Here is a 17,242-nt window from a genome sequence, read left to right on the forward strand (position 1 = left end):
ATCGCCGTCATTAACGCATTTTTTTCGTCTGATAACGTTTGTACCAGCGTTCAAAAGAAACGGCGGGCATAGGTTTGGCGAATAAAAAGCCCTGTCGTTCATTGACGCCGTTTTTTGTCAGGAAGGCATCTTCTTTAGCATTTTCTACGCCTTCGGCAATCACTTGTAAATTTAGTGCCTGAGCCACCGCGACAATCGCCCGAACCAGAGATTGCGACAGCGGTTGCTTATGGATGTCTCTGACGAAAGCCTGATCCAGTTTAACGGCATCAATAGGGAATCGGGCGAGTTGGGAAAGCGAAGAATAACCGGTGCCGAAATCATCCAGATGAATCTGAGCGCCGAGCTGACTAAATTGCTGGATAACCGATAGCGCCAGCGTGTCGTTTTCAATCAGGCAGCTTTCTGTTAGCTCGACATCGATCGGACAATACTCAAAATTCAGATCGTACAAAACCTGCTTAAGCGAGGTAAAAAGCGTCTGGTCGGCCAGTTGTCGCGCCGAAAAGTTAACGGCTACGCGCAAATTAATCCCTTTATCGCGCCATTTCGCAATCTGGCGAACCACATCCAGAATCACCCAGCGGCCCAGCGGAACGATGAGTCCTGACTCTTCGGCGTATGAGATGAACTCCAGCGGCGGAATTAATCCGCGTTCCGGCGATTGCCAGCGTACCAGCGCTTCCAGGCTACGTACTTCGCCGCGCCAGGTAATTTTGGGTTGATAGTGAATAAGTAACTGGTCGTTTTCCAGCGCTTTTCGCAGGTTTGTGTCCAGCCAGTGGTAGTCAAATACGCGCTGATTCATTTCCGGCGAAAAAACGCAAAACTGACCGCGGCCGCCTTCTTTGGCGTTATACATTGCGGTGTCGGCATTACGAATGATACTTTCGCTGTCCTGTCCGTGCTGGGGGGCCAACGAAATGCCAATGGCGCATCCCGTGTAAACTTCAATGAGTCCAATACGAAACGGTTGCCGCAGTCGGGTAAGGATTCGTGAGGCTACGGCTTCCAGCGCGCCCTGAGACGTATGGGCAGCGAGGACAATGAATTCATCCCCTCCCAGTCTGGCCAGCAATTGATCTTCCTCCAGACAACTCAACAGCGCCAGTGAAACGGCCTGTAAGAGCTGATCGCCAAACATATGCCCGTAGGCGTCATTAATTTTCTTGAAGTTATCCAGATCGAGATAAACGATACCCACCTGCGACTCGCCAGCCGCGGCAATAGCATTGTTAATAAATTCATGGATAGCATTGCGATTAGGCAGGCCGGTGACGGTATCTGTATTCGCCAGTATGCGTAAACGCTCCTGAGCCCGCCTTTCTTCGGTAATATCTGTGCCGGCGCAGATCAGGAAAATTTCGTTTTTACCGCTACCGCTATGGACGAATTTATTACGAAATAAGAACAGGCGTTGGCCTTTACGGGTCTTTATCCAGCGTTCGATTTCATAGGCATTGCCATTGCGAAAAAAACCCTCAATGTAGTGCCGGGAGGCGGCAGCCTCCCGGCGACTCATAAATAATTTAAAGACGCTTTGACCAATCACATCTTGCTCTTTTAAGCCCGTGTACTCTTCGCATAACCGATTAAATCGACAGATTTTTCCCTGGCTATCCAGTATCGCAATGACTGAGCTGGCTTCTGATACGATTTGCTCGGCAAAAGAGAGTTCCTGCGCCTGCGTTGGTACGACAGCGGGCGTATCAGGCCAGGTTGAAAGGCTGCCCGCCCATTCACGTTTATTAATCTTACGGCCTACCAGGTGCGCAGAGATAGCCTGTTTTTCTATTAACAACGTTATCAGCATGCTGGAGGTAATTGCCGTCATTTCCCGGATACGCCCGGCTTGCTCCGGCGATAACTCAACCGTTTTTTCTGCGTCCATTTCACCTGCCGGAGATAGATGCAGCACGTTGCGATCATCTACCAGGCGCCAGTAAGTATGAAGGGGACTTAGCGCCGTTTGTTCCTGAATCTGTTTGATCATGCGTACCATCCCATTTAAGCGCCAGATGCCCGAAAAGAAAGGTTAGCCATGTTATACATAAGGTTAATTATGGCTGAACGTATTGTTTTATTTATATATTCATATGTAATCCAGATTCTGGAAAAAGCATAGTCGCCAGCTAAAAATAACAAGAAATGGGGCACCTGGATAAGATTAAACGCCGAGCGTGCCGGAGGGGATAAGAGGGAAAGAAAACGGCCTTTGCTGAAAAGGCAAAGGCCGTTGAGAACGCTATGCGTAGTTACGCTGCCGGTCGGGCAATAATGCTACGTGTTTCCATGCGAACCTCGGCAATGGTGACATCAATAACATCCGTCACTTTATAAACCGTCTCACCTTTAATCTGTACCGTACCGTTTTCCTGGCTGCACACCAGTTCATCGCGGACGGCGTGCAGGAACGGGGCAGGGATAAAGGCGACAGCGCCGTTATCGACCAGTCGCACACGCATACCACCGCGGCTGACGTCAATAATTTCTGCCGCGAAACGGGTATCCGTACCCGCCTTATCGTTAAGGAAGCGCGCATATAACCAGTCGCCGACATCGCGCTCCGCCATACGGTTCAGGCGGCGGCGTTCCGCCATTTGCTGGGTGATGTCTTCCTGTGGGCGCGCAATGGTCTCACCCTTGATGACCGCTTTCAGCAGACGATGGTTAATCATGTCGCCATACTTACGGATAGGAGAGGTCCAGGTGGCGTAAGCCTCAAGACCGAGACCGAAATGCGGCCCCGGTTCGGTGCTGATTTCCGCAAAAGACTGGAAGCGCCGAATGCGGCTGTCGAGGAAACCGGAGGACTGCGCATCCAGTTCGCGACGCAGTTTACAGAAGCCTTCCAGAGTCAGCACCTCTTCGGCATCGATATGTAGACCATGCGTTTTCAGCAGCGCGGCCAGAGCGTCGGCATTAGCGGGATCGAAGCCCGTATGTACGTTGTAAATACCAAAACCAAGCTTATCGCGCAGTACGCGCGCGGCGCAAAGGTTGGCGGCAATCATCGACTCTTCTACGATACGGTTAGCGATACGGCGCGGTTCCGCCACAATATCCAATACTTCGCCTTTTTCGCCAAGCACAAAGCGGTAATCCGGACGATCTTTAAAGACTAACGCATGATGATGACGCCACTCACCGCGGCTCAGACAAATACGGTGCAACAGGCGAATCTGCTGGGCAATGCCTTCGTTATCCGGCTGCCAGGTGCCGCTATTTTCCAGCCAGTCGGAGACATTGTCGTACGCCAGCTTGGCCTTCGACTCGATCGTGGCCGCAAAAAAGGCGATATCATCGTCAATGGCGCCGTCCGCGGCGATGATCATGCGACAGGCGAGCGCCGGGCGCACTTCGTTGGCGCGCAGCGAGCACAGATCGTCAGACAGCTCACGCGGCAGCATAGGAATATTGAAGCCCGGTAGGTAGTTGGTGAAGGCGCGAATTTTCGCTGCGTTATCCAGCTTACTACCTTCGGCAATCCAGGCGGTAGGATCGGCGATAGCCACCGTTAACTGAAGTCTGCCGTCCGCCAATTCCTCGGCATAAAGCGCATCATCCATATCCTCGGTGCTGGCGCTATCGATAGTAACGAAATTCAGCGCGGTCAGATCCTGACGCTCCAACCCTTCGTCAAGCATTTCCGTCGTTACGCCATTTGGCGCTTCTTTTTCCAGGTTGTGGCGGGCAAGCGTAACCCACCAGGGAACAAAGTGATCGTCGGCAAAGGTGATGTACTGCGTTAAATCGGCGTAAAACGAACGGTCACCTTTAAGCGGATGGCGGCGCATTTCGGCAACCGCCCAGTCACCTTCTTTGAACTCATGCTGAACGCCGCGCGCGGCGCGGCAGGGAATCGCGTCTTTCAGCAACGGATGATCCGGCACGATGGATAGACGGTCATTTTTACCCTGAACTTTTCCCACAAAACGCGTCAGGAACGGTTCGATCAGTTCTTCCGGCTCGGCAGACTCACGTTCTTTTTCTGTGTGGATGACCGCGACGATGCGATCGCCATGCATCACTTTTTTCATCTGCGGCGGAGGAATGAAATAGCTTTTTTGCGCGTCAACCTCGAGGAAGCCAAAGCCTTTTTCCGTGGCTTTTACGACCCCTTCAGCGCGCGGCGTCTGGGAATGCAGTTGCTGTTTAAGCTGCGCTAGCAGCGGGTTGTCCTGAAACATATTCGTCTATTTTCGTAGCCAAAAGAGCGGCTGACAGTTTTACGCGATTCTGCCTGGCGCAGCAAGCGCTCTTTCAGTAATGGATGGGTTAATGGGTTTCGCCCAACGCGATTTTTAAACGATTTAACCATCCGCACACGCTGCACCAGCCTAACATATTAATAACCTGTTCCGATGAGCCCCCCCTATTAAGTAGCGGGGAAAAATGCACGGCGCTAAAACGATCGGGCGCTCTGGTGAGCCATTGTATCGCCTGTGTCAGTGCGGGCTCAACTGAATGTTGTCGTTCCCAACGTGCGATATCGTCTTCTTCCAGGCGTAACGTAACTACTGCGCGGCGCCACGCGCCAGGTTGGGTCGCCTGTTCATTAAAGCAGGAGGCGCTGCCGTTGATACGTGATGTGAGGAGCGTAATAAGTGGAAGTAAAGAGGGGGGTGAAGCTGTGCGTATTGTGCTGGTCAGTATGCGTTCGAGTAACGCGAATGAAGACGGATCGCGCAGGAGTACCGGTGCCAGCATTTGGCATTGTGAAGGCGAATATTGTCGGCGAACTTTGGCGTGGGCAGCGGGATATTCTACCAGACTGGCGGCGGGCCGCCATGTCGCCTGGGGGGTTTGAAACGGCACGGCTCCGGCAAAGCGCTGCATCTCCAGGCCGGGCAGCTCGCGTACGGGCAGACGGCAAAACGCCTGGAATACCGCCGATACCCGCGCCTGAAAACCGATAAACCCAATGATCTGATTGATGAGTACGGTATCCCAGGCGGTTAATCCCACCTCTGCAAGCTGTTCACGGGCACGCGTATTGATAATGGAGGGGGAGCCGGCAAGCTGACGGGCATATTGCGTAATTTGCGCCAGCCGTTGATTGCTCTCTCTTGAAGCGTCAGGTCCAGGCAGCGGCGCCAGACGTGCGGCATAATGACGGCATAAACGCTGCACCCCAAAAACCTGAGCGGCGGTCAGCGCGGTACTCATACGTTCATAGGCGCTAAACGTATGAAGCCGATCGTTGATAACTGTGGGAGGAAATAAGATATTCGCCAGTTGGCGAGCTGGATTTAACCATGACTTAAAGGGCACCAACGCTGTTTCAGATATCGCTAAATCGAGTAAAAAACGATCGTTAACATACGCGGCTTCCGGCATCAGCGGAAGCGTGGTTTGTGACGACATACTGGATTGTGTTTCATGATACCAGTGGCTTTTACCCGCTTTTCGGCATTGTTCCATAGGTTTTCCCGAGGATGAAATGGCCATCGATAATGATTCGGCGTCGGATCGTTTATGCTGGCTTATCCTGCCGTATGCGGGAAAGGGGTGAAAGATTGTTAGGTGATAACAAATATCAGAACGCTATATAGCGGGATGAGCGGTGTGTCGAGAAATGGGGCAGCACAGCCATGCCGCCCGCTAATAGACTTAATGCGCTTACTTCAGTTCCAGCTCATTCATTGCCGCAATGCTGAATCCGCCGTCAACATGAACGACTTCGCCAGAAATGCCTGCAGAGAGATCGGAGCACAGGAACGCTGCTGAGTTACCCACATCTTCAATGGTAACGGTGCGACGAATTGGCGTAACGGCTTCACAATGCGCCAGCATTTTACGGAAATCTTTAATGCCGGATGCTGCCAGCGTGCGGATTGGACCCGCAGAGATGGCGTTGACGCGAACGCCTTCTGGTCCCATTGCATTTGCCATGTAACGCACGTTGGCTTCCAGAGAGGCTTTCGCCAGACCCATGACGTTGTAGTTCGGGATGGCGCGTTCCGCCCCCAGATAAGACAAGGTCAACAACGCAGACCCCGGATTCAGCATGGCGCGGCAGGCTTTCGCCATGGCAACAAAGCTGTAAGAGCTAATATCGTGAGCGATTTTAAAGCCTTCGCGGGTAACCGCATTAACATAATCGCCGTCCAGTTGGTCGCCAGGCGCGAAACCGATTGAGTGTACGAAACCGTCAAATTTCGGCCAAACGTGACTCAGCTCCGCAAACATAGCGTCAATGCTGGCGTCTTCAGCGACGTCACACGGTAAAACGATGCTGGAACCCAGTTGGGCAGCAAACTCCTCCACGCGGCCTTTCAGTTTGTCGTTCTGGTAGGTGAACGCCAGTTCAGCTCCTTCGCGGTGCATCGCCTGCGCGATACCGTAGGCGATGGACAGTTTACTGGCCACGCCAGTGACCAGAATGCGCTTACCGGAAAGAAAACCCATAGCTTTAATCCTTATAGTCATTGCTTGTTTTTTTTTGCTTTTAATATCAGTAAGTTAAAAGCAGCATTTCAAAATTATTCGAAATTAGCCTGAAATTATATCCCACTCCCGGCCCTGTGTGTCACGCTATTTTTCCGCCGCTATCACTGAAGCGAGCCCGGCAGGCGGTGTTCTGAAACAGCACGGTAAGTCACCAGAAGGAAAACGGCGTATTAAGAGCCTAATGTGATAGACGCTAAGGTGCAGTATACCAGCTAGTGTAAGGTTCGCCTCATCCAACCAGAGGCACCGGGACGGACAGTAAGTGTTACAGCGACGTGCCTTACACCAGACAAATAACGGTAATGTCGGAAGCCTGAATATTTATCTGTATTATCGTCCCACTTTAATACCCCATCTATGGATGATGTTATAATAGATTTGTAACTTTAATAATCGAGTTCTTAACCAAAATAATTTCTTTTTTTGATATTGAGTGATTGCTTCATTTGTTGGTAACAGTATGAATGCTGTATATGAGAATTTTTGAAAATCAGGTGATTACAGTAGTTACAAATATGGTTTTTATATGTTTGTATGTATATCATAATGATCTCTTAGAGGACGACATGTATGCAGTTTATATTTCATATTGGAAATCATAGCTGTCATATATCGGAAAGCCATCTGAGAGATATTGTTGATAATAAAAGAGAATACATTTTTTCAACATGTGAGCGATTTATAGATTTTTTCAGGAATATATTCACCAATCGCAGTTTAATTTCTGAGTATAAAGAAATATACAATCTTTTGTGCCAAAATAAAGAGCATCCCGATATTAAGGGACCTTTCTCGCCAAGACCATTTTCAACACGAGATGAAGACTGTACACGATGGCGACCCCTTCTCGGATATGTTAAACTTATTGATGCCTCCAGACCTGAAACAATAGATAAATACACTGTAGAAGTATTAGCACATCAAGAAAACATGTCACTGTTAAAATTATATTACGATGGGATATTAATTTCCGAGACAGAGTGTTCTGAGCGTTGTCTCGGTTTTTTAAAAGAAGCGATGTTTAATTACAATACGGGTGAGATTACGCTTGCTGCTTTGGGTAATGATAGCCTGACGCTGAGCGAAGCAGGTGGGAATGGGCGCTATGACGCTTTTGAGCAACGTTTGATAGAGTACTTGTCAACGCTGCCTGGGGCGTCAGGCGATGATCGCGGCGCTATTGATCAGGTGGATTCCCAACAACCAGCGCCGATAGAGGTGTTTATTACCTCGCAAGAGTTTAAGAAAAAGATTTGCATGTCTGATATTGAAAAAAATAAAATAGGTAGCGGAAGCTATGGGACAGTTTATTTATTAAATGGTGAATATGTTATTAAGGTTCCAATTAACGAACAGGGGGTAAAAATCGACTTTACCTCTCCAGAGCATTGTAATTGTCATCCTGAGCGTGTTAGTAAGTATTTGAACATAGCCAATGACGATAAGAATTTTTCTCGGTCCGCTACCATGAATATTAATGGCAAAGATGTCATGGTTTTAGTTTCAAAATACATTCAGGGTCAGGAGTTCGATATTGAAGATGACGAGAACTATAATAGGGCTGAGGCGCTTCTTGAATCCAGAGGTGTTTATATGCATGATATGAACGTTTTTGGTAATATTCTGGTTAAAGAAGGGGGGCTTTTCTTTGTAGATGGTGATCAGATCGTGCCTTCAAAAGAATTCCGGCATCAGCGGAGAGTTTCTCTTGCAACAGCGCAACTGGAAGAACAAATTAAGGCCCGTCACATGGTAAAATTAAAGCAGGCCGAGACCGAAGGAAATGCTGAAGATATTGAATATTATAGTTCACTTATTACGGATATTAATGAATTAATCGGAGAGAAAACGCGCCAGGAAGACGTTTTAAACTAGCCTCGCCTGAGGAGGGACTCTTGTTGCTAACGTATTAAAAGATGAATTAAAGAATAGCATTTAGTTCAGTTCTTTTCTGCGAGTCGCCGAGAGCTCATTCACGACAAATTTACCGATCAACTATTGCGTATTGCTATTCATTGAAGGGCCGTCTGAGGAGCCCGGACAGAGTGAAGCAGACATGCTACACGTTGGTATGGCAACGCAACGCTGCCATACCTGGCGAAATGCCTCGCTATTGCGCAATAACATTGACTCGCCTTAATTTCCCCATCTGCCAGACAAGAAGAATTCGGCCTGCCGAATTTTCTCATGCTTTCACATAAGCGCTGCTTGCGTAGTGTGTGAATCTATTTATAGCAATACAAGAACATTCTCAAAACATAAAATTTACATGTTATCATCAAGTTAACATATATTGTTTTTTTCGATCATTTTTTATATATTGATCGTTTTTATTGATTGATTTGCGTTAAAAGCGCATTATCAGGGAGTTAAGAGCAAGTGGAGTGGTCATATGCGCTATTTTTTCATTGCAGAACCGATAAGGGGAATGGAAGGGGATTTACTGGGCGTTGAAATTATCACTCGTTTTGCATCGTCGCTCTCTCGTCCGCTGCACCCTGAGTTTGTTATTTCGTCATGGGACAATACGCAGAAGCGTTATTTTCTGCTCGATCTACTGCGGACTATCGCTGGCAAACGTCGCTGGTTTCTACGCCACGGCTTGTTTTGTACCATCAATATCGATCGGGATATGGCGAAGCTTGTCCTTCAGGACAAAGACATTCGCGCGTTACTACACGCCATGCTATTTATGGGGCTGCAGGTCGCAGAACATTTTTCATGTCAAGATAACGCCTCAGTCGAACCCTGGATTAACATGCTTCATAAGCAACCTAACCCATTATGGCTGGGCGACCTGGGCGCAGGGAACGCGACCGCGGCACCATTAGTTTGCGGGTGTTTTAGCGGCGTAAAACTTGATCGTAGTTTTTTCGCCTCACAAATCGAAAAAACGACGTTTCCACTGCTTGTCAAACATATCCGGAGCTATTGTGACAAAATTGTTGTGGACGGTCTGGAAGACTCACGCTATTTTCCGACGTTAAAAACGGCAGGCGTTTGGGCAATCCAGGGCACGTTGTTTCCTTCCGTTGCGTTAGAAGAGGTTGAAACACTACTGTTGGGCAGTCGCGTGAACACCCTCAGAGAGTCGATCTGAGGGTATTGGTTTGGGTTAGCGATCCTTTCGCCATGCGTCAGCAGTCAGCGCCTCGCCGAAATGGCCCGAAATTAAACGACGGGTAAGCTCATGTAGCGGAGAGGCGAGCACATCTGCGGTGCTGCCGCGTTCAACCACTTCGCCCTGATGCATCACTAATACCTGATCGCTAATATGTTTCATCATGCCGATATGCTGCGTGACATAGATATAGGAGATGCCCTGTTTTTCCTGCAATTCCAGCATCAGATTGATGAGCTGCGAACGCATGGACATATCAAGAGAAGCCAGCGCTTCGTCCGCAATAATGACCTTAGGACGTAAAATCAGCGCGCGGGCCAGGCCCAGACGTTGTTTTTGCCCCGGCGCCAGCATATGCGGGTAATAGCTAACGTGATCGGGCAATAGCCCTACCATACGCATCGTCTCGACAATCTGTTTGCGCCGCTGTTCCGGCTCCAGATCGGTATTAAGGCGCAGTGGGAAGTCAAGAATCTGTGAGATGCGTTGACGTGGATTCAGTGAGGTTGAGGGGTCCTGAAAAATCATTCGAATACGTTGGCTTCGAAACGAATAGTCGCCGTAATGCAGGGGATGATCGTCAATAAAAAGCTCGCCATTGGTAGGTTCAACCATGCCGGCCAGCATTTTCGCCAGTGTGGATTTGCCGGAACCGTTTTCGCCGATAATGGCCAGTGTCTGGCGCTCGCGAAGCGTAAAACTCAGTGGTTTTACTGCCTCGACGGTCTGGCGACGAAACCATCCTGTCCGGTAGCGAAAGGTTTTACTCAGGTTGCGGACTTCAAGCAGAGTTTCCACCATCTCACTCTCTCTCCATATTCAGCGGAAAATGACAGGCATAGAGATGATTTTTCGCGCCGGTCAAGCGTGGCGTGATAATGCATTCTCGTTGCGCGTAAGGGCAGCGCGGCCCCAGACGACAACCTATCGGTAACTGCTCCAGTAGCGGGATCGCACCCGGCAGCGTATTCAGACGGCTTTTATGCGGCATCGCGCTGCCAAAATCCGGAATCGCGCGGATAAGCGCCTGCGTATAAGGATGGTGTGGCGTCGTCACCAAATCTTTACTTAGCGCCGTTTCTACTGTCTGGCCACAGTATAAGACGTTGATTTTGTCAGCCCACTGACTCAGCATTTGCAGGTCGTGGCTAATCAACAGAATGGTGGTATTACTGTTTTGATTCAGTCGGGTCAGCAGGCGAAAAATTTGCGCCTGTGTCGTCGGTTCCATTGAGTTGGTTGGTTCATCAGCGATCAGTAGTCGCGGCTGATTCGCCAGCGCGATAGCGATCATGACTTTCTGACACTCGCCATCGGTCAGTTCATAGGGAAAACTGCGCATCGCATCTTTATGATCTTTAATCCCCACCCGGTGCAGTAATTCAATTGCGCGCCGTTTACGCCAGCCTAAACGCTGCCACCAGCGGCCTTTATAGGTCCAGGCGGGAATATTTTGCATTAACTGGCGACCGACGCGTTCAGAAGGATCAAGGCACGACTGCGGCTCCTGGAAGATCATCGACACGTTATGCCCGACCAGCTTACGCCGTTCACGAGAGGAGAGGCGCAGCAGATCGATATCATCAAAACGCATACGGTCGGCAGTGACTCGCCAGTTGTCTTTCGCGACGCCGCAAATAGCTTTAGCAATCAAGCTCTTCCCGGAACCCGATTCACCTACCAGGCCGCGAATTTCGCCTTCGCTTAATGTCATACTGACGCGATCGACCGCTTTTACCCAACCTTCGCTGGTTTTAAATTCAATGGTGAGATTGCGGATATCCAGTAACGGCATTATTCCACCCCCGCAATAATCGCACGACGAATCCCATCTCCGAGCAGGTTCACCAGTAAAACACTGAGCGTTATCGCCGCACCGGGTAGCATAACGGTCCACGGCGCGACATAGATTAGCTCCAGCGCATCCCCCAACATGGCGCCCCATTCGGGAGAGGGAAGCTGCGCGCCGAGATCTAAAAATCCCAGCGCGGCGATGTCCAGAATCGCCATCGATAGTGCCCGGGTAATTTCGGTGACCAGACCGGCGGTAATATTCGGTAAAATGGCGAACCACAGAATATTCAGTGTTGTCGCGCCATCCAGACGGGCGGCAATGACGTACTCTTTTTCCAGTTCGTCATGCACCATGCTGTAGACGGAACGTACCATTCGCGGCAACAGGGCCAGCCAGACGGCAAACATCGCGTGTGACAGATGTGGGCCGGCAAATGCCACGACGATAATCGCCAGCAAGAGCGAAGGGATGGAAAGCAGCGTGTCCAGAATATGGTTCAGTACGGCAGAGCGTAAACCGTGCGTCGCGCCTGCTACTACGCCGAGGACTAATCCACATAGCGTAGCCGCCAGCGTTACGATAAACGCGCCGCCGACCGTGGGCGCCGCGCCGCTTAACAGGCGGCTCAGCACATCGCGCCCCAGATCGTCAGTCCCCAGAAAAAAGGAGACTTCGCCATAGCGTGACCAGGAGGGCGGCAGTAGCTGATAGCCCAGAAATTGCTGATCAATGCCATAGGGCGCGATCCAACCGCCAAAAATACACAGCAACGCCAGACCGGCACACCCATACAGGCCCACCATCGCAGGCGCGTCGCTATAAAATGTGCGCCAGGCAGTGCGCAGGGTGCCTGGCGGGCGCTTTTCGCTGTATACGCTATCGTAAGGCATATTTACTCGTTTTATTTTTGTTTACCATGCTTTATGTCTTTTTAAATTTTCAAGCAGTATCAATTTGTTATCGACCGTTGGTGTTTTAATTTTGTGTATGTTGCATTAATTTGAAGGTTATCAATTTACGCAAAATGTGTACGCTGATGTGTATATCCTCTCAGGGAGTGTACACATTGCTTACCGATACAAAATTAAGAAAGGCTCTTGGCAAAAAAAGAGACCAAATCAAGGTCATCTCAGACGCTCATGGTCTAAATGTCAGGCTCTCTACATCCGGCAGTATAACATTCTTTTACCGATACAGATGGAACGGGAAAGCGGCTTAACTGACGATTGGCGATTATCCAACCATATCACTATCTCATGGCAGGGAACGCCGGCAGCAGTTTAGATCATGGTTAACTGAGGGACTCGATCCTCGTCGCCAGGTGGTACTGGAGAAGAAGAAAACAGAAGCGTTAACCGTAAAAGAAGCATATGACGACTGGGAGTAGTATTACGGCATCCCTGAAAGCCTGGTAAAAATCAAGGTTAATCGCCGGGATTTTGACAATCATATCAACCCCGTACTCGGGAATATGATTGTAGATCAGACAACCAAGGCTCACTGGCTTAGTCTTTTTGATGGAATGGGGAGAAGGGGCGTTACCGGGCAAATGCTTGGATCAATGCAGCGTACATTCCGCTTCTGTTCTAATAGAGGAGTAATTAATGTAAACCCTATTGAGAACCTGAGGCACTCAGGCGTGGGGCTTACTGCAGCAGTTAAAGATCGCAAATTGAGCGATGAGGAAAGTAAGGCGGTTTGGAATGCGCTGTCAGAAATGAAAGACCGGCAGCAATTGATAATGAGGTTCCTTATCCTTACTGGTTGCAGGAGTACGGAAATCAGAACGGCGAAGTGGGAGTGGTTTGATTTTCAGGATAAAACATGGACCCATTCCGGCCAGTGATTATAAAACTGAAAAATCAGTCAGAAGGGCCTTACCTGACGCTGTAGTTAAGATGATGGAGTCTATAAAAGGAACAGCAGTGTCAAAGCATGTTGTTACGCTGTCACGCCATAAGGGGCCAGAGGATGATAGACCACCACTTCAACCAAATGTTGCTCTCTTTTCTGCCCAGATTATAGCCAAAGCTGGCATGAAAACATGGTCGCTCCATGACCTTCGAAGATTCGCAATAATAAATTCATCGAGAAAATTGAGGATGAACTTGATGGAGACCACTACACTATCTGTAAAAATGGATGCGTAGTGATTATAGCTGTAAAGGTATGTCAGCGCTGATTATGTTTGTCTACGAAGGTGAAAATATAAGGTTGACCATGATAAAGTTGGATCTGGTCTGGGTCTGCATCCATTGTATTATCATTGATAACTAACCCGGGAAAATCATGTGGTTTGTTCAGCTCTTTCACCATGTCAGACATAACAGGATACTCTGTGAAATCAGCGCTTGCCTCGTATCCATCGCTAATCACATCCAGCCTTTCGAAAAAAGCTACCTCATTATCTTCGTGCCGTGTTGCCGTTTGGCGAAGGGTATTAAGATCGCGCGTCCTAAGATGAGCTACACGATCCGGGGAAGCATACCCTGTGAACTCAGGGATTAACCATCCCAATTCTTGTGCTACACGACGTGCCAGAATTTCAGTGGGTCCTGGCTCAATATTACCATCTTCTAATGGATCGCCGGCTCCAGTAACATGATGAATGATCTCGTGAATCAGTCCTTCCTGCCATGACGGCATCTCGCACGAGTCACTGTCTGGCGCCACACTAAAACTGATATAGGCTTCCTCGTGTTCATCTTTTCTCGCCTCGCAAATAGGCAAAATTGGCTCTTGACCAACCTCGTATTCATACAATTCGCTATGCGTCAGTAAGTGAATAGAATCAACCCCGACGGGGGAATCTTCGTTGATCTCGTATTCGTTTCTGTATGTAATGCAGCCAAGTTGCACTTCCTTATTATGGATGCCATAGATGACGGCATCACGAAAGGTCTGTGATCGGCTTAAGGCATCAAGTACAGTGTTACCGATCATATCGGCCGTGTGCTGATCGATGAGCCTGCTACGACTGCTGTGGACAGCGTAAATGACACTTTGGTAGAGGTTGCTTAAATCTGCGGCGGAAAACGGTATTCGCTTACCTGTCTCCAAAACGTAATCCGCATAGGCATTCTTTGAAGGATGCGGAACAACGGCAGCAGAATATTCTTTCTGTGGAGCAAAGTTTAAACAAGGCGTAGGAGATGAAATTTTCATGCTAAGACTCTATATGGTTTTGTACATTTCAGGTTTGCCATCTTATTCGTAGTGTTGATATGGCGTAAAAAGAGCCATGGTTATTTCTACCATACCTTAGGTGTGAATATCACAACTCAGAAACTCGAGTCCGCTGCGACGGGTTTCCCAGCCTAAAATCTGATATGAAACAACATACTAGCTTTGGCAAAAAGTGCTATCCACTTCTTGAATATTCTTTCTAACAGAGATGCTGTATTTATATACAGTAATTAAATGTAGAGGGAATTATGAGAATTGAGCTTGTTATCAGCCGGACAAAACAGCTTGCGGAAGGTGCTGTTCCTGTACTTGAAAAAGAATTAATGACTTGTCTCCAGAATTTAACCATCCGTCTAGGCAGTCAGGATGGTCTGAGTATCGTCGGTGCTGCTGATGGCGATAAAAAACGTATACAGAGCATTCTGCAGGAAACGTGGGAAAGCGCTGACGACTGGTTTTATTAACATTGCGCTTAATACTGGCATGCATTTTTCAGAATACCGCAATTTGCGTATCCCTTTGATGCTGCTGCCGACAATTTTTTAAGCGCGTCCGTGTGTCGCTCAGGAGGGGGGATCGGTCCACACGGACACGTAGTTACCGTGGACGCAAACGGTAATGCGGAAACCACAGTGAAGAATATCGCGTTTAATTATATTGTGAGGCTGGCATGACTGAAAACATAAAGACATATTTTTCATCACAGACTGACTGTCCGTATTCCAGAACGGAATATATCGGTTGTGGAGAGTACAGGACATATTGCGTAAAATCAGCTAATGCAGACAGCAGTAACAAGTATTGGGATGGCTCACACACTAATACACTGCATGTCGGTTCGCATGATCATACTGTATACCTGAATACAGAATATTTATCCGGAATAAAAAATGACGCTTAAAATGAGTGATACCACACAGATAATTAAAATTTATAATCTGCGTTCAGATACAAACGAATTTATTGGCGCAGGTGATGCATATATCCCGCCGCGCACTGGATTACCGGCAAATTGTCCTTATAGCCCCTCCTGATATTCCCGCCAGTCATATTGCGGTATTTGACGCTGAAATCAAAACGTGGAGTCTACATGAGGACCACCGCGACGAAACGGTGGACACGCAAACCGGCAACCCGATTTATATTTCAGAACCCGGCCCGCCACCTGAAAACGTCACATCAGTTTCACCAGGCGGTGAATACCAGAAATGGGATGGTAAGGCGTGGGTAAAGGATGAAGCTGCGGAAACAGCGGCCAGACTTCGTGAAGTTGAAGGGACCAAAAGCCGTCTTTTGCAAATGGTATCTGAAAAAATCGCGCCATTGCAGGATGCAGTTGATCTTGGAATCGCAACAGATGATGAGAAAGCGCGGCTCGACGAATGGGAAAAATATAGGGTGCTGGTAAACCGGATGGATACATCTGCCCCTGACTGGCCGGAGGTGCCAATCAGCCATTAAGATTGGTGGGATTAGTCTCTACCACAGCGGCAGATAGAAACGTAGACAGAGATTATAATTCCGTGGTGTTTGAGCTGACATAACCAGAAAAGTATGGTTATGTCAGCCAGCTAAAAATTATTTATTCCACTGACAGATTTTCCTAACTCAGGTGGTCTCATTTTATCCGGTGGATAATTTTTACACCAATCCGGTGGAGGAGGGAGAACAACGCTGCCTATGTCTAGTCCGCCCGGTTTGTGATCTGGGGGAGGGTTACTGGCAGCCATCGCAGATGTCGAAAAAGCCGTAGCCGACAATGCAAAGACCAGGATTAAAAATATATTCTTAACGTATTTCATAATATCACCTGTTAAGTAGCGAATCATTATCCTTATTGTTACCGCATCCTTTATTACAGATATTAAACGTTATTCATTACAATCTGGTTAGTAAATAAAAACCATTTAGAAAATATTTACTTTAAATAAAAATGATAAGCAATGCTATATTTTAATTTCTATATAAATTAATTCATATGAGAGTGAGTTCATATGCTCTTCAAATCCTGACTGGCCGCAAAAACCTGGCAATCATCTATGAATTGAATTATTTTGACAGCTCAGGCCGGTGCGATATGTTGGCGGTGGCCTGAATAATTACTTTGATAAGAAAAGGGTATACAGGGAACAGTTCAAAGTGGCAGTGATGTTTCATTACGGCAGGCTGAATGTGGATTTTTCGCCAGTTATTTACAGTCCCCCTCACTGAAAAGGAAACTAAGGATGTAAAGGATAAATGCGTGTAGTACCGTCAGCAAAGAATGCCCCCCTGGTTCCTGTTGTAACAGTATAATCATCTGCAAAACTTACCGACAGAAGTTCATCGCCATTTTTGTCCATGATACAGAAACTCTTCCCTCCATACCGATGACTCTGAATATTATCCGCATAGCCCGGGTGGGCTAATTCCTTAAGACGTTCAAACAGTTTCCTCACATCATCTGGCGTCGTTCCAGCAGATGGATGGCAGATCCGGTAAAGGCAATCCTGTGCTTCAGCCTGATGAGTGGTAAAGAAAAACTCTTTAATCCTATCCCATAAGCTCATCTTAAGGGGAATATCCGAATTGAGTATATCAGTAATTTTTTGCTTGCTTATGCAAGCAGGAAAACAGCTTGAACCTACATAAAAAGGCATTATAACCTCACTCAACAAATGTGCCTGGACGACCACGATAGTCACTAT

General features: G+C 48.1%; 11 protein-coding genes and 5 pseudogenes. 6 read left to right on the top strand and 10 right to left on the bottom strand.

All coding sequences use genetic code 11. The features are described from left to right. Positions 1-10: 10 nt before the first annotated feature. From pdeR to fabI, 4 genes and pseudogenes are all read right to left on the bottom strand, one after another. A complete protein-coding gene (gene pdeR, locus AC3G3F_RS05205; protein ID WP_488394581.1) occupies positions 11-1,993 on the bottom strand; it encodes a cyclic di-GMP phosphodiesterase in 1,983 nt (660 codons plus the stop codon). 262 nt (positions 1,994-2,255) lie between these two features. Further along, a complete protein-coding gene (locus tag AC3G3F_RS05210; protein WP_023246673.1) occupies positions 2,256-4,190 on the bottom strand; it encodes an exoribonuclease II in 1,935 nt (644 codons plus the stop codon). A gap of 244 nt (positions 4,191-4,434) precedes the next feature. Beyond that, positions 4,435-5,424 (bottom strand): annotated as a pseudogene (locus AC3G3F_RS05215) (carboxymuconolactone decarboxylase family protein); the annotation flags it as partial. 198 nt (positions 5,425-5,622) lie between these two features. Beyond that, the gene (fabI, locus tag AC3G3F_RS05220) at positions 5,623-6,411 is read right to left on the bottom strand and encodes an enoyl-ACP reductase FabI (protein ID WP_023246671.1); all 789 of its coding nucleotides are present in this window, start codon (positions 6,409-6,411) and stop codon (positions 5,623-5,625) included. Positions 6,412-7,023: 612 nt separating this feature from the next. On the opposite strand from fabI, the pseudogene AC3G3F_RS05225 reads away from it, so the two are divergent. Together AC3G3F_RS05225 and AC3G3F_RS05230 are read left to right on the top strand one after the other, a co-directional pair. Continuing rightward, positions 7,024-8,392 (top strand): annotated as a pseudogene (locus tag AC3G3F_RS05225) (Secreted effector kinase SteC). A gap of 453 nt (positions 8,393-8,845) precedes the next feature. Beyond that, positions 8,846-9,553 (top strand): EAL domain-containing protein, encoded by a 708-nt coding sequence (locus AC3G3F_RS05230; RefSeq protein ID WP_053511130.1) that lies wholly within the window; start codon positions 8,846-8,848, stop codon positions 9,551-9,553. 15 nt (positions 9,554-9,568) lie between these two features. On the opposite strand, the gene sapF is transcribed toward AC3G3F_RS05230, so the two are convergent. Genes sapF through sapC form a run of 3 tightly spaced genes read right to left on the bottom strand, consistent with a single transcriptional unit; the run spans position 9,569 to position 12,259 of the window. Continuing rightward, positions 9,569-10,375 carry a peptide ABC transporter ATP-binding protein SapF gene (sapF, locus tag AC3G3F_RS05235; RefSeq protein WP_023246668.1) on the bottom strand — a complete coding sequence of 269 codons (807 nt, stop codon included), beginning with the start codon at positions 10,373-10,375 and terminating at the stop codon, positions 9,569-9,571. Between the two features lies 1 nt (position 10,376). Continuing rightward, positions 10,377-11,369 carry a peptide ABC transporter ATP-binding protein SapD gene (sapD, locus tag AC3G3F_RS05240; protein ID WP_023246667.1) on the bottom strand — a complete coding sequence of 331 codons (993 nt, stop codon included), beginning with the start codon at positions 11,367-11,369 and terminating at the stop codon, positions 10,377-10,379. Continuing rightward, on the bottom strand, positions 11,369-12,259 hold the full coding sequence (gene sapC / locus AC3G3F_RS05245) for a peptide ABC transporter permease SapC (protein ID WP_053511132.1): 891 nt from the start codon (positions 12,257-12,259) through the stop codon (positions 11,369-11,371). Before sapC ends, sapD begins: the two co-directional genes overlap by 1 nt. Positions 12,260-12,405: 146 nt before the next feature. On the opposite strand from sapC, the pseudogene AC3G3F_RS05250 reads away from it, so the two are divergent. Continuing rightward, a pseudogene (locus tag AC3G3F_RS05250) lies at positions 12,406-13,438 on the top strand (tyrosine-type recombinase/integrase); the annotation flags it as partial. A 103-nt stretch (positions 13,439-13,541) separates the two neighbouring features. Here AC3G3F_RS05250 and AC3G3F_RS05255 read toward each other — a convergent pair. After that, the gene (locus tag AC3G3F_RS05255; RefSeq protein ID WP_053511134.1) at positions 13,542-14,534 is read right to left on the bottom strand and encodes a M85 family metallopeptidase; all 993 of its coding nucleotides are present in this window, start codon (positions 14,532-14,534) and stop codon (positions 13,542-13,544) included. Positions 14,535-14,803: 269 nt separating this feature from the next. Between AC3G3F_RS05255 and AC3G3F_RS05260 the strand changes: the two genes are divergently transcribed. The 3 genes and pseudogenes from AC3G3F_RS05260 (at position 14,804) to AC3G3F_RS05270 (ending at position 16,016) form a co-directional block, all read left to right on the top strand. Next, entirely contained in the window at positions 14,804-15,019 is a 216-nt protein-coding gene (locus AC3G3F_RS05260; protein ID WP_079796357.1) for a DinI-like family protein, read from the top strand. A gap of 111 nt (positions 15,020-15,130) precedes the next feature. Then, positions 15,131-15,229, top strand: a pseudogene (locus tag AC3G3F_RS05265) (hypothetical protein); the annotation flags it as partial. Between the two features lie 216 nt (positions 15,230-15,445). After that, positions 15,446-16,016: pseudogene (locus AC3G3F_RS05270) on the top strand (tail fiber assembly protein). Between the two features lie 110 nt (positions 16,017-16,126). Here the strand turns inward: AC3G3F_RS05270 and AC3G3F_RS05275 are convergent. Together AC3G3F_RS05275 and AC3G3F_RS05280 are read right to left on the bottom strand one after the other, a co-directional pair. Further along, complete coding sequence (locus tag AC3G3F_RS05275) at positions 16,127-16,384, bottom strand: PagK family vesicle-borne virulence factor (RefSeq protein ID WP_488394584.1); 258 nt, start codon at positions 16,382-16,384, stop codon at positions 16,127-16,129. A 390-nt stretch (positions 16,385-16,774) separates the two neighbouring features. Then, entirely contained in the window at positions 16,775-17,209 is a 435-nt protein-coding gene (locus AC3G3F_RS05280; protein ID WP_164984577.1) for a hypothetical protein, read from the bottom strand. Positions 17,210-17,242 lie beyond the last annotated feature (33 nt).

The sequence above is a fragment of the Salmonella sp. FC25216 genome, assembly GCF_057751355.1.